This window comes from Paenibacillus sp. N22P23 (genome assembly GCF_059383735.1).
The window spans coordinates 80,053-94,369 of the sequence record NZ_JBXENT010000006.1 but is presented as its reverse complement, the minus strand read 5'-3'; the positions used below and the strand labels follow the sequence as shown (position 1 = coordinate 94,369).

General features: G+C 50.7%; 12 protein-coding genes. 3 read left to right on the top strand and 9 right to left on the bottom strand.

Features of this window, described 5'->3' with window-relative positions; all coding sequences use genetic code 11:
• Nucleotides 1–27: 27 nt before the first annotated feature.
• Nucleotides 28–933, bottom strand: a complete 906-nt coding sequence (locus AC506A_RS22325; RefSeq protein WP_495463201.1) for an aldo/keto reductase — start codon at nt 931–933, stop codon at nt 28–30.
• A 142-nt stretch (nt 934–1,075) separates the two neighbouring features.
• Between AC506A_RS22325 and AC506A_RS22320 the strand changes: the two genes are divergently transcribed.
• A complete protein-coding gene (locus tag AC506A_RS22320) occupies nt 1,076–1,936 on the top strand; it encodes a helix-turn-helix transcriptional regulator (protein WP_495463200.1) in 861 nt (286 codons plus the stop codon).
• A gap of 592 nt (nt 1,937–2,528) precedes the next feature.
• Here AC506A_RS22320 and AC506A_RS22315 read toward each other — a convergent pair.
• The 8 genes from AC506A_RS22315 to AC506A_RS22280 form a co-directional block, all read right to left on the bottom strand.
• On the bottom strand, nt 2,529–2,993 hold the full coding sequence (locus AC506A_RS22315; protein WP_495463360.1) for a hypothetical protein: 465 nt from the start codon (nt 2,991–2,993) through the stop codon (nt 2,529–2,531).
• A 38-nt stretch (nt 2,994–3,031) separates the two neighbouring features.
• Entirely contained in the window at nt 3,032–3,934 is a 903-nt protein-coding gene (locus AC506A_RS22310) for an ABC transporter ATP-binding protein (RefSeq protein ID WP_495463199.1), read from the bottom strand.
• Nucleotides 3,927–4,916, bottom strand: coding sequence for an ABC transporter ATP-binding protein (locus tag AC506A_RS22305; RefSeq protein WP_495463198.1), 990 nt, complete (start codon nt 4,914–4,916; stop codon nt 3,927–3,929). Before AC506A_RS22305 ends, AC506A_RS22310 begins: the two co-directional genes overlap by 8 nt.
• A gap of 35 nt (nt 4,917–4,951) precedes the next feature.
• Entirely contained in the window at nt 4,952–5,797 is an 846-nt protein-coding gene (locus tag AC506A_RS22300) for an ABC transporter permease (RefSeq protein ID WP_495463197.1), read from the bottom strand.
• A 4-nt stretch (nt 5,798–5,801) separates the two neighbouring features.
• Entirely contained in the window at nt 5,802–6,752 is a 951-nt protein-coding gene (locus AC506A_RS22295; protein ID WP_495463196.1) for an ABC transporter permease, read from the bottom strand.
• Between the two features lie 69 nt (nt 6,753–6,821).
• Nucleotides 6,822–8,465, bottom strand: a complete 1,644-nt coding sequence (locus AC506A_RS22290) for an ABC transporter substrate-binding protein (RefSeq protein WP_495463195.1) — start codon at nt 8,463–8,465, stop codon at nt 6,822–6,824.
• Nucleotides 8,466–8,700: 235 nt separating this feature from the next.
• The gene (locus tag AC506A_RS22285; protein WP_495463194.1) at nt 8,701–9,792 is read right to left on the bottom strand and encodes a Gfo/Idh/MocA family protein; all 1,092 of its coding nucleotides are present in this window, start codon (nt 9,790–9,792) and stop codon (nt 8,701–8,703) included.
• A gap of 160 nt (nt 9,793–9,952) precedes the next feature.
• The gene (locus AC506A_RS22280) at nt 9,953–11,578 is read right to left on the bottom strand and encodes a type 2 periplasmic-binding domain-containing protein (RefSeq protein WP_495463193.1); all 1,626 of its coding nucleotides are present in this window, start codon (nt 11,576–11,578) and stop codon (nt 9,953–9,955) included.
• A 114-nt stretch (nt 11,579–11,692) separates the two neighbouring features.
• Between AC506A_RS22280 and AC506A_RS22275 the strand changes: the two genes are divergently transcribed.
• Both AC506A_RS22275 and AC506A_RS22270 read left to right on the top strand, forming a co-directional pair.
• Complete coding sequence (locus tag AC506A_RS22275; RefSeq protein WP_495463192.1) at nt 11,693–13,525, top strand: sensor histidine kinase; 1,833 nt, start codon at nt 11,693–11,695, stop codon at nt 13,523–13,525.
• Nucleotides 13,506–14,282, top strand: a complete 777-nt coding sequence (locus AC506A_RS22270; RefSeq protein WP_495463191.1) for a response regulator transcription factor — start codon at nt 13,506–13,508, stop codon at nt 14,280–14,282. Before AC506A_RS22275 ends, AC506A_RS22270 begins: the two co-directional genes overlap by 20 nt.
• The last annotated feature ends 35 nt before the right edge of the window (nt 14,283–14,317 follow it).

Sequence of the window (14,317 nt, the reverse complement as noted above, 5' to 3'; positions counted from 1 at the left end):
TAGATGGTTAATTAGTAGTGGTCTCGATTAGACAAATAAGGACGGGCTGTCGGCAAATAAACTCATCACTCGGCTGTGATCCTCTGGTGCCAAGCCCTGGCCGTCACAATAGGAGATGTTGGCGCGCAGTGAGCTGCTTGAGGCAGTACCGGTCAAGGTGACATGAATATCCGGATTTTGCAGGCTAAAACGCATTCCCGGTTCAACCAGCCCTTTGGGCTCCGTACGTCGCAGGAACGCTAAACTCTCCATACGCCTAGCCGCTTCGCCGATCAGCTCTTCATTAAGAAACTTCGCAGGCGCATCTGCCAGCAAGCCCATGCCTAAGACACTGCCGTTTATAACCGCAATGTTCTTCGCTTTGGCGAGTGGGATGATTTCTTTGGCAGCGGAATAATCAAGCAGCATATAGCGCGCGTAGAATTGAATGGAGTCGAATGCATCGGTCTCCATATAGCGCTTCAGCAAATCCAAGTTGCGCGTCGTTACGCCGAGGAAACGAATTTTGCCTTCCTCCCGCAGCTTCAGCATCGCCGGAATCGCTTCGTTGATAATGACGTCATACGGTTTCTTCTCCACATCATGGAGCTGAAGCAGATCGATATAATCCGTCTGTAAGCGCTTTAAACTTTCTTCTACAGAATTGATGATGCCTGCATAATCGTAATCCTTATCGAAGCGCGCCGCTTTCGTGGCGAGTACAATCTTCTCGCGTCTCCCGCCAGTGAGTGCCCGGCCGAATCGTTCTTCGGACACGCCGCCTCCGTATAACGGTGCCGTGTCGATGAAATTAATGCCCAAATCCAGTGACTCGTGAATGACGCGCTCGATTTCCGCTTCATTCACATCCTTGAAATCGCCTCCGATCGGCGCTCCTCCAAGGCCAAGCTTGGATACCTTCAATCCCGTTCGTCCGAATGTCGTATATTCCATGCCTCATTATCGTCCTTTCACTTATGAAGTATGATGATTTTGTTATTTCGTCTTTCATAAACTCAATATATACTATTAATATCGCGTATCGGATACCTGTTTTTTGCGATTTAAATACCAACTTTTTGCGGAGCTGATGGAGATGTACGATGCCCACTTTTTAGCCAAACCTGATTTCAACCGTTTCCCGGCCTACCCGATTGGCGTTGGGCATATCTTCGATGAGCCGAACCACTATGTTAACGGCATGCGTTATGGGCAGAACTTCTACAATATTCATTTTGTTGTAAAAGGCAGCGGGTGGCTCCGAACGAGTGTCGGATCCGTTGAACTGAAGCCCGGCATGGGATTCGTCTATGCGGAGGATCAATATCAGCATTTCGGAACGTACGCGGATGACCCGTGGGAAGTGTGGTGGATCTACTTGAGCGGTGAAGGGATTCGGGATTTGATCGGCGATAAGCGCATCGGTGATGTATGGGCCTTCTCGTTTGAGGGCAATACGCGGCTGATCGCGCTCATGGAAGAGCTTTGGGACGCAGCAAGCAAGAACGACATGGCCTACGTACCACGATATGCTGCCTTATCGTATGAGATCCTGCTCGACATTCTGCTTCATTCCGTTGACTTGAACGCGCCAAGCGAGCCCGGCTTGGTGCATGCCATCCGTCGAGCTGCGGAATTCATGCGCATGAACTGCGCCAAGGATTTGCCGCTGCAGAAGCTGGCCGATCAATGCGGAATAAGCCCGGCCTACTTCAGCCGGACCTTCCACATGCAGATAGGCATGCCACCCTTAACGTATTTGAACATGCAGCGGATTGAGCTATCGAAGCAAATGCTGATCACAACGTCCAAGCCCGTGAAGCAGATCGCCCTTGAGGCGGGCTTCTCCAAGCCGAGCTATTACATCGAGCGCTTCCGACTTGCCGAAGGCGTAACGCCTTCCGTGTTCCGCGACCGGTACATAAGGCCGGCAGAGCTGCCCCATGCTCCTCTGTGAGGAGAAGTCTGCTATGACAATTCTGAAGCTGAGATGGTGTTTTTAGTGTAAGAGTAGCTCACTGAGCTACTCTTGCACAGTTAGTACGCGTTTTCCGCGTTTGTGTCGCTCCCTGAGCTACTCATTCGCAGTTAGTTGGCGATTTCCCGTTTGTGTTGCTCCCAGTGCTACTCTTGCGCAGTTTGTTCGCGATTTCCGCTTATGTGTTGCTCCCAGTGCTGCACTAACTTGAGGCAGACTACTGAAGCAGCAGCTAACGGGTGCAATGTTACCAACCTTGCAACATTAGTCCTGGCCATTCGCGCTAACGAATCGTAGGAGCCTTATTTAGGCGAAAACAGCCCCTAAAAAATTCTAACGAATCGTGGAGACGCTATTTAGGGAAATTCGAGCTTCAAGGGGCATTTTGATACCAAATAAGGCCCCTAGGATTCGTTAGAATTTCACACACGCTCATTCGGCCGAAATAAGCCCTGTACGATTCGTTAGAGTCAATCACTCTACCTCCACACCACCACCAAGCACAAAAAGCTGCCCCAAAAGTCATAAATCGCACTTTTGGGACAGCTCTTCATGGAGTTACTTTATAAACTTAAGCCTGCGGCTGCGGCACGATCTGATATACCACTGTACCTGTTTCTTGCTGAACGTCGCCATCACCGCCGAGAATCGTCCAGCCATGCGACAATACAGACGACAGACGCGCCTTCTCAGCCGGCGTCAACGCCGCATTCACCGCTTCGCGGCCTTCCTCCAGCACCAGCTCAGGCTCCTGAGCGAAAGCAATGGCAATCCAGCTGCGGATGCCGCGAATGGTATTGTACTTGATTTGATACCCGGAGCGCACCGCTGCTTCGAACGTTGCAGGTTCTTTGGCAGCGAAAGCCGCCAGCTCTTCGTAGTTAAACTCGTAGATGCTGGTGTCATCCTTCGGCAGGTCGCCTTGATGAGTGCGACGAATCAGCTCCTCGTCCGACCAGCCCAGTACACGCAGCGATTCAATCAGCATCGCGTCCCATTGGGATAATTTCACCCGTTCCGTTCCTTCTGCTGCCATCATGATTTCCTCCCTGCTGTATCTATCATCAATCCGATTTAATCCAGCGCCACAAAATGTCCTGGGCTTACTTCCCGCAAATCCGGCACGACTGACCCGGCTTCCTTCGTCCAGATCACTCGCTCGTTTACTGCACGCGGGTCCGGTACCGGGATCGAAGAAAGCAGCGCCTTCGTATAAGGGTGCAGCGGGTTCTCGTACAGCTCCTCGCTTGAAGCCACTTCGACCAACCGGCCGCCGTACATCACGCCGATCCGATCCGAAATATGCCGCACCATCGACAAGTCATGGGCAATGAAGAGGTACGTTAATCCAAACTCCTGCTGCAAATCTTCCAGCATGTTAATGACCTGCGCCTGAACGGATACGTCGAGTGCCGAGATCGGCTCGTCACATACGACAAAATCAGGTCGTACAGACAAGGCTCTGGCAATCGAAATCCGTTGACGCTGACCGCCGCTGAACTCGTGCGGATAACGAAGCAGATGCTCTCGCTTCAGTCCAACCCTTTCGAGCAGCCCAGCCACGGCATCCTTACGTTCGGCACCGCGATGCAGCCCGTGAATATCCATAGGCTCCCCAATCAGCTCAAGCACGTTCATTCCGGGATTAAGCGACGAATACGGATCCTGAAAAATCGACTGGATGCGGCGGCGGAACGGCTTCAACTGCCGCTCGCCAAGCGATGACAGCTCATGACCGTCAAAGTGAACCTCGCCAGCCGTATAGTCATACAGCCGAAGCAAGCATCGGCCGACAGTAGACTTACCGCTGCCGGACTCGCCGACAAGGCCGAATGTTTCCCCGCGCTTGATGCCGAAGCTGACGCCGTCAACGGCCTTCAGTACCTCGGTCGGTCTGCCCCACACATCTGTACTCTTCGTGAAATGCTTCTTCAGTCCTCGCACTTCTACTAGCAAATCATCGCGTCGCTCACTCATGGTTGCCGCCCTCCTTATCAACCGTTAACCAGCACAGCGATCGGTGCCCCGGCGAAACCTCGGTGACCGGAGGCAGCTCTGCACACTTGGACATGGCATGCGGACAGCGCTCCATGAATGGGCAGCCCGGCGGCGGGTCCAATAGATTCGGCGGTGTGCCGTCGATCGGGACCAGCCGTTCCTTGGAGCCCTTGTCAGGCTTCGGCAAGGAACGAAGCAGTCCTTGCGTGTAAGGATGCTGCGGACTGTAGAATATTTGCTCTACCGGTCCTTCCTCCATCACCATGCCGCCGTACATGACGACAACGCGGCTGCACACCTGCGCCACTACACCCAAATCATGTGTAATGAGCGCGACTGCCGTCTTGGAGCGCTCCTTCAGTTCCTTGAGCAAATCCAGAATTTGCGCTTGAATCGTCACGTCGAGCGCCGTCGTCGGCTCATCGGCAATCAATAGCTCCGGCTGGCAAGATAGCGCCATCGCGATCATAACCCGCTGACGCATACCGCCGCTGAATTCATGCGGGTATTGGCGCACGCGCCGCTCCGGCTCCGTAATGCCGACTTGACGCAGCATTTCGATGGCTTCGGCTAGCGCGGCTTTTGGCTTCAAACCGCGATGCCGCTGAATGACCTCTGCCATCTGATCGCCAATACGCTGCACGGGATTGAGCGCCGTCATCGGGTCCTGGAACACCATCGCGATCCGATTGCCGCGCAGCTTGCGCCATTCTTTCTCCGTCAAATCGGCGATGGACTGCCCATCAAACGTAATATCCCCTTGAAGCACCTTGCCCGGCGGCGGAATTAGTCCCATCAGCGCCTTGGCTGTCACGCTTTTGCCGCTGCCGGACTCGCCGACGATGCCGACGGTTTCCCCTGCATCAATATGAAAGCTGACGCCGCGGACAGCTTGATTCTCCCCCTCGCGGGTAAAGAAAGAAACCTTAAGGTCCGTAGCGGTCAGTAACCGATTTGTCATCTATGACTCACTCCCTTGTGCCTGCTGTTCACCGGTTATCTCCGAGTGAGCTTCGGTTCAAATCCGACGCGCAAAATATCGCCCAGCACGTTGAAGCTAAGAACCGTCAGTAATATGAATAGTCCTGGAAACACCGCCAAGTAAGGCGCTTGAGCAATATAACCCTGTGCATTGTTGAGCATGCTGCCCCATGTCGCGCTAGGCGGTTGCACCCCAAAGCCGAGAAAGCTAAGGGACGACTCCATCATGATTGCATTCCCGATCGTATTCGTTGCGCCTACGATAATGACGGGCATCAAGTTCGGCAGAATATGCCGAATAATAATACCGACGGCGCTCTGCCCGGAAGCTTTGGCATACAGAACGAATTCACGCTCTTTCACCGTCATTGTCTCCGCCCTAATAATCCGAGCTATATTCATCCACATTAACAAAGCAATAATTAGAATAATGCTGCCGACATTCGGTTTCAAGAAAATGCTGAGCAATAGCAAGACAAGGAATGAAGGAATCGACATGATGACCTCTACGCCCCGCATCAGGATATTATCCAGCTTGCCGCCGAAGTAACCGCTAATCACCCCGATGGTGACACCGATACCCGTTGCCAATATCATGGATGCGAAGCCAACCATCAGCGATACACGACCGCCGAACAGTGCCCTCGTAAAATAATCACGACCGAAGTCATCCGTCCCGAACCAGTGGGCCGAGCTCGGTTTCTTCAGCCGCTCCAGTACATTCAATTGATTAGGATCCTGCGAGGATAGAAACGCCAGAATAGCGCCAATCGTTAGCACCGCCAAAATGACGACGGCCGCGATCCCAAATTTATTCGACAATAGCTCGATTCTAACATTGCGCCATTTGGTGCGATTCATGAAGTCACCTCGTCAGTTTGATTCTCGGATCGGCAATGCCGTACAGCAGATCCGCGGCCAGATTCCCTATTATCAGCATTACGGATGAGAACAGCGTTATGCCCATAATTACGGGATAATCCATTCCCCTCGCGGCTGTCATGCCCAGTGATCCGATACCCGGCCAGGAAAATATCGTTTCCGTGACGATAGCGCCTGCCACCAAATCGGCCATGGACAGCCCAAGCAGCGTAATAACAGGCAGCAGAACATGCTTCATGACATGGCGATATAGAATCGTCATTCGATTCGAACCGAATGCATATTGAATTTGCACATAGTCTTCTTTCAATTGTCCGATTGTACTCGAACGGATATATCGTACATAACCGGGCATGAATCCAAAGGCTAATACGAGACAAGGCAGAATCCCATGCTTAATCACATCCCAAGCAGAGTTCGTACCGATTGTCCGCATCCCCATACTGGGCAGCCAGTGCAGCTTAACCGCAAAGAAATAAATGAATAGAATGGCAAGCCAGAACAGCGGCACAGAAATACCAATATAGGATAAGAAATTGATCAGCTTGTCCACCCATTTGTTCCGGTATGCCCCTGCCAACAGCCCTAGCGGAATCGCAAGCAGCACGGCCAGACCAATCGCGGCACCCATCAGCCCTGCTGTTGCAGGCAGACGATCTACGATTTGCTCTGTCACCGACTGATGATTAATAAGCGAGTAGCCTAAGTTGCCAGTAAGGCAAGACTTCAGCCACTCCCAATATTGCACGATCGCTGGCTGATCGAGCCCCATATTATGCCGAATCCGTTCAATATCATCCGCATGCATGGCTGGTGTAACAAATGAAAGCACCGGATCGCCCGGAGCCATCTTTATCATAGCAAAGCAGACAACCGAGACGAAGAAAAGCATCGGGATGGTCTGCAATAATCGTTTGGCAATGAGCTGTCTCATGCTGGATTCTCCTTGCTTTCAAGTAGCAAAAAATAAGCTGGAACGATCCAGCTTATTTTTTGAACGTTCTTATTTCAAATATAGTTTGGACGGGTCTTCGAAGATGACAACTGGTTTCAGAACCGCTTCGTCAATACCGCCATAGCGCTTATCCATCGCAACGATTGTTTTCGTGTAACCGATTGGGAAGATAGCCGCATCATCCGCAACGATTTCTTGGATCTTCTTGTACACTTCGCCACGTTTCGCAGTATCGCCTTCTGCAGCACCTTGCTTCCACAAGCCGTCTACTTCTGCGTTGGCGTAATGTGTGGTGTTATAGTCAGCACCGGTTGCGTACAAAATGCTGTATGCATCAGGGTCAGAACCCATAATGTAACCACCAACGAAGAATTCGAAATCAGCTGCCTTCGGATCGTAAGCCTTATCGCCGAAAGCCGATGCATCCATATTTTGAAGTTCTACATTAAGACCGACTTCTTTAAGCTTCTGTTGCACGTATAGGGAAACCGACTCTTGAACTTTGTTGCCGCTCGACACGATGAAACGCAGCTTCTGTCCTTCTTTAACGCCTGCCGCTTTCAACAGCTCTTTCGCTTTCGCTGTATCATTGTCAAATGAAGCAACGTCATTCGTTTGGTAAAGGGTATCCGGCGTCAGGATCGAATGAGCCTGTTCTGCATAATCAGCAGAGGAGTAAGCCGCTTGAATGAGCTCTTCACGGTTTAGCGCATAAGACAGTGCTTGACGAACTTCTTTCTTCTTCAGGATGCCAGTATCGCTGTTTGCATTGAAGTTCAGGTAAGACAGACGACCTTCGCTATAAGGCTTAATTTCGAAATTGCCAGTAGCATCAATTGTCGCTACGTCTTGCGGATCCAAGTATTTCACGTTGATCTCGCCGCTTTGCAGAGCAAGGTTCGCTGCATTCGTATCCTTAGCAACACGGTACGTAATGGAATCCAGATGCGGTTTGCCGCCAAAATAGTTATCGAAACGATCAAGCGTCAGGTACTCGCCTGTTTTGTATTCTTTGAATTTGAATGCACCGGAACCGATTGGCGCTGCATTCTTCGTGCTTTTCTCAATATCTGCTTCGTTCTCGAAGATATGCTTCGGAATCGGCGTGATTTGAACCAATGTAGCTTCGAATGCCGGGCTTACGCTCGGAAGCTTGAAGTCAACTGTAGTATCATCCACTTTAACCGCTTCAATTGGCTTGCCACCGATGATCAGGTTGCCGCGCAGGAAGCTGTTTTGTTTCTCTTCCAATATTTTATTGAATGTGAAGACAACGTCATCAGCAGTCAGCTTCTCGCCATCGTGCCAAGTTAGGCCGCTCTTCAGCTTCAATGTATAAGTTAGGTTATCAGCAGATGGTGTCAAGCTGTCTGCCAGATAGAAGGTTTTCTTACCGTTATTAATTTGGAACAATGGTGCGTATAGAGCTTGGTCAATTGTTAGGCTGACACGATCGCTTGCATAGTTCGGGTTAAGAATTGTCGGATCAGCTGCTACAGCAATAATGAGGCTGCCGCCATCCTTCGGCTGCGATGCGTTAGTCGCATTGTCACCGGATTGTGTATTATTGGCCGGAGCGTTATTCGAACCTGTATTCGAGTTCGAATTGCCATTGCCGCCGGAGCATGCACTGATTACCAGGGTAAGTAGGGCTAGTACAATCACAACGGGTAAACTTCTCTTGCTGCGCATTCTCTCATCCTCCAAGTATCTCTATGAAGAGTTTCTTTTGATATTCGTAATCATACATCGGAATACTCGGAATTACAATACTTATTTCAGGAGTACTCGTTTAAGTATAATTTTACCCATTATACTTCATTTTCAAGAGGCTGTGCGCGGGCAAATTGGGCAAAAAAGCGACCATTTACTGGCAAACTGCCGTGAAATGATCGCTTTTCGGGGAAACCGTCTATACCTTCACAAACTAACCGCGTTTAACGGATGTAATGTTGCCGGATGCCGCGCTCTCATATACCGCTTGGATACATTTGAAGTTAAATACTGCATCTTCATTCAAGAGCGCAGCCGAGTCATGACCAAGTACGCGTTCTACGAAGAAGTAGAGCGGCGCATCCATAAAGCTGTATGCATTGTCATTCGGAACTTGCGCTTCTTTCTCCACTACAGAGCCTTGCTCGTCGAAGCGGTGAACAACGGCATCGCCGCCGAAATACGGCGACCATTTCACTGCGCCAAGCGTACCCTCAATCTCAACAAGGGAGTATGCTTCGCCATGTGTACAGGAAGAACGCTCGTATTGTACAAGCACCGGACGGTCTTGGCCTTCAGCGTGGTAGCGCATCAAGGCACCGGAGTTATGTTCAACGTCGTAAACCACGTCCTCAGGATCTGCACCTGTTACAGGCTTGCTGATCCAGCCGCCAAGTACATCTACAGCCGATGGCTGAAGAATATCAGCGAGTACTGTGAAGTCGTATGGACCCCAGTCTGTCAGAATACCGCCGCCGCAAAGCTTCTTGTTCAAGAACCAACGGCTTTCCGGTTGGTACTCGACGCCTGCTCTTCCGCGCTGATCGCGGTGAATGAAGCTTACTTTGTAGATTTCGCCCAGCTGGCCGGAAGCGACAATCGCTTTCACCTGCTCCGTTTTCGGAAGACCGATAAAACGGTCGCTGCAGTCGCCAAACAGCTTGCCTTGGTCCTTCGCCAGCTGCGAAAGCTCGTCTGCTTCAGCAGCGTTCATAACAAGAGGCTTCTCACAAAGTACATGTCGGCCCGATTTCAGTGCAAAGCTGGAAAGCTCGAAATGCGTGAATGGCGGCGTACATACAACCACGACATCATGCTCTTGTGCTTCTTCTGCCAGCATGTCCTTCATATCACTGAACGTGACTGCATGCGGGAATTGCTCAACAAAGCTAGCCAGTGCTTTCGGATTCGGATCCGCAACCTTCAGTTCGATATCCGTTGGTGTTTCACCATAAAATTTATAAGCCGCTTCTGCGTGTGTGCGGGCGATGAAGCCTGCGCCAATCAGGTAAATTCTCGTTGCCATTAATGTTCACTCCTATGCGTATAATTATAACCAGTCCCAAGCTTCGTGCGCGGGCACGGAATACGTCATTATAACCCGAAAACGGTTGCTCTATCAATCGTTAATCCGAAAAACGCCGCTACTTCTGCGCTTCGCCTTAGTTGACGCGAGCTGAAGCAGCTCACTTCTTCAGCTCTTCCTTTACTTCCTCAATGATTTTGTCGCCGCCTTGTTCATTCCAATCCTTCACGAATTGGTCAAACGCGTTTATCGGCTCATCTCCCAGGACGATTTTGTAGAAGGTTTCGGTCTCCATCTTCTGCAGGTTAGCCCAGCGCGTCTCCATCGTCTTCGTCATGGCCGAATACACCGGATCGGTCACATTCATCGGTAGTTTCAGTATGCCCGCTCCCATTAAATATGCTGCAGGCGCAGCCCAATCATTTGCATTCTTTCTCGGGTTCTTCTGATCGCGCAGCTTCTGCTCGTATACCAGCTGCATTTCGCCGTCCATCTCTTCCTTCTTCACCTTGCCGGCCAAAGCATCCAGCAGCAGATCATGCTTACGCGTTGCCGCGTCGGCATAGTCGACTGTCATCAGCAGCGGCCACAGGCCATGTCCCGGATCCAGCTTCATCGCCTGCTCATCCGGCGTACGCTCTGCTTGGACACGCATGTTGGAATACACAACAGCCGCTTCGGGATGCTCATAGCCTTTCCTTACGACGAGGAAAACGTTACTTACCGGCACGCTCGCAATATTATATTGACCTTTCGCATCTTGAATCATGAAAGGTTTCCAATCCGCTTGAGGATTCTTCTTCACCGCATCGACAAGTGCCCAAGGCACCCACCATGGGCCGAAGAAAGCACCGGCCTTGCCGTTCAAGACGAGCTCGTCCGGATTCTTGCGGAGCGCAAACTCCTTATCGATTAAACCTTCCGCATACATTTCATGAATGGCGCTAAGCGCTTGCTTCGTACCAAAGGTTGTGGAGCCGTATACGACCTCGCCGTTCTCATCCTTGATCCAAATCATCGGGAACGACTTAAAGGCGTTAAAGATACCTTTGAAATCGTGAATGCCGCCGCCCTCCGTTGCCAGTTGAAAACTATTCCCCGTTAGTCCAATGGTATCTGCTTGTCCATTGCCGTCCGGATCCTTCACGATGAATGCCCGTAGGACGTTCTTCAGCTCATCGATCGTCTGCGGCGCTTTCAGATTCACCTTATCCAGCCAGTCTTGGCGCAGCCACAGAATGGAAGGTGCATCTGCCTGAATCGCCACACTCGGCAGCGCCATCAGCTTGCCGTCATAGGTCGCTTTCTCCAGCGCTTTGTCTTCCGTCGATTTGTAGAAATCCTTCATCTGAGGCGAGGCATACCGCTTGTAGACAGTCGTTAAATCCTCCAGTTGATCTGCCGCAGCCATAGAACGGAAGGTCTTCTCATCTACAATCATCGCGTCCGGGATCTCATTGTTTGCGATTGCCAGCTGCATTTTCTGATCAAAATCTGTAGAGGTTGCGTCCCATAACACCTTGGTCTTGATGTTTGTTTTGTTAAATACATAACTCGTATATTCATTATCTTCAATCGTTTCACCCGACTTCATGTTCAAGCCGGGTCCAACCGCTTTAATAACGCTCATTTCCACTGGCTCCGGAAGCTTAAAATAATCAACAAGCTCGGGATTCGCCTCATTGCTGCCGGCATTCCCCGCTTTGTTTGCGTTACCGCCTCCGCAGCCTGCCAATACTAAGGATGCAGCCATAACCAAAGAAACGGCTTTCATCGACTTGTTCATTCGCAGGTGGCCCCTCTCCCGGTTGCTTGCAGTTCCTCTTCCATCATAGCATGAACAATGAATGATATTAAATGCCTACGCCATGTAGTATATTACACGACAAGTGAATTATAATTGGAGCAATCACGCTTACATCAGAAGAAGGTGAATGGGCTGAAACTGCGTAAACTTCGAATTGGCATCGTTAAGAAAATGATACTCGGCTATATCGTCATCATTCTGCTGCCCACCGTGTGTATCGGCATGCTGTACTATAAACAGATTCATAATAATGCGTTGAAGGATTTTGCTAATAACCGCGAATACTTCATCCAACAGTTTGGCTCATCCCTGACAATGAATATGAATCAGATCGAGATGATTCATGATGTTTTCCAAACGAACAAGGTTCTGAGCGGCCTTCTATCCGGCAAGTACAAATCGGAGTCTGAGCAGGTCAATGTTTATCTGAAAGAACTCGTTCCGCTTTTTTCCTTCTATAAAAGCAACTCATTCTACATCGACCAAATCCGAATCTATAAGACGGACCCGAAAGTGCGGAGCATGGGGACAAGCATCGTGGACAGTGACGGCAGCATCCCTTCGCAAGCCTCCAAGTTGAATGTCGGAGAAGGCTACTGGCTGCAAGAGATGTCCACGCCTTCAGCGCTGCAGATGATCTATTATAAGAAGCTGTACAATGAGGACTTCACCCAAGCGATTGGACTTATGGAAATTAGGTTGAAATATACGTTCTTGTCCAGCATGTTCCATTCCTCTGATGTCAAAGGTACGCCGCTGCACTATTACATGGCCGAAGACAGCAATCCGAGAAAGAGCATCACCCATACCGAAATTGTCGCATTATCGGCCAAGCTGCCGCTTTTCGGCACCGATAAGACACGGATCTACGCGTCCGTGCAGCAGTCAAAATCCTTGCAGTACTTGGATTCGGAGCTTGGGCAGCTGCTGCTGAACAGCTTCTATGTTCCGCGGCTATCCGCAACGATCCTGACCGTGACACCGACTAGCGAGCTCTTCCAGAACACGAAAAATTCCGTACAATTCTACTTGCTGATGATTAGCGCTTTGCTGCTCATCCTCTCCTGCGCCTATTTCTTTACCGTCTCCACCGTCGTACAGCGCATCGTGAAGCTCGGCAAGCATATGCGGGGTAACCTGCTGGCTAAATATAAAGAAGAACAGGACAGCGACGAGATCGCCTTCCTCGTCTCTTCCTACAATAAAATGATTGATCGCAACGACGAGCTGATGAGCAAGGTAGACATTTCACAGCTGAGGCAGAAGGAAGCGGCCTATCTGGCGCTGCAAGCCCAGATCAACCCGCATTTTATCTATAATGGACTAGAAGCCATTCGGATGGCGGCCGAGGAAAGCGACAGCCCCGACGTAGCCAAAATGATTTATGCGCTCGGGCAATCGATCCGCTACAGCCTGTCCAAAAGCCAGCACGTCGTGCTGCGCGATGAACTCACCCACATTCGCAGCTACCTGCAAATTTATAAGGTTCGGATGGAGGAGCGGCTTCAATATGAAATTGAAGTCGAAGATGAAAGCCTCCTGCGCATCGGCTGTCCGCGATTTATCATTCAACCGCTGGTGGAGAATGCCATCGTGCACGGCATATCCAAGAAGCGCGATACAGGCACGCTGCGAATCCACTTATATAGCGAAGGATCATTAGCATTTGTACGCATTCAAGATGACGGAGCCGGTATCCCGCCGGAGCGGCTTGAGATGCTTCGTCAGAAACTCAATGGAATCGTGAGTCTGCAAGAACTTGAGCAGGAGCAAGGCGGAATCGGCGTTATGAACGTCCATGAGCGAATGATCAGCCATTTTGGACCCGCCTATGGGCTTACGATAGAGAGTGAGCTAGGAGTCGGAACTACGATCACATTATCCATGCCGAAGGAGGGAAATGCCGTTGAAACTCCTCATCGTTGAAGATGAAGCGCCAATCTTAAGGGGATTGCTGCGCAAAGTCAAACAATTCCATACGCCTTTCACGGATATAACAGGCGCCTCCAGCGCAGAGGAAGCACTGGAGACGCTCCGGCAGCATGGGGCTGATCTTGTCATGACCGACATTAACATGCCGGAGATGAACGGGCTGGAGCTCATCCAAACCGCTAAGAGCGAGGGGCTGTGCAGCCGTTTCATCATTTTATCCGGCTATGATGATTTCTCTTATGCACGGGATGCGCTGCGCCTGCAGGTCATCGACTACCTGCTCAAGCCCATCGATGATGAACAGCTCGAAGAGCTGCTCACCCGGCTTGGTCAGGCGGCCCTAGCCGAGCAAGAGAAGCATGAGGCCGAAGAGCAGGAGACCATCCCAGAAGGCGCTGAGCATGACTATGTGGAGAAGCCTGAAGCCAGCAGGCAGATTCTCGACTTTATTGAGGCGAATTACGTGAGGGATCTCTCCCTCACATCTGTCGCGGAGCATGTCGGGCTTCATCCCAACTATGTCAGCTTCCTCTTCAAGAAAGAAACCGGTATGAATGTGCTCGCCTATATTCAGCAGCTCCGGGTCATCAAAGCGAAGGAACTGCTCATCTCGCGGCCTTCCTTGCCCCTTAGCGAGGTGGCCATGCAGACCGGCTTCGAAAGCCAGCGGCATTTCTTCAAGGTATTTAAGAAACATACGAACATGACGCCTCGCCAATTCGGCGAAGCCCAGCATCCGACGCAGCATTAATGCATGTGACCATCGCTTTAGACAAACAATATGAA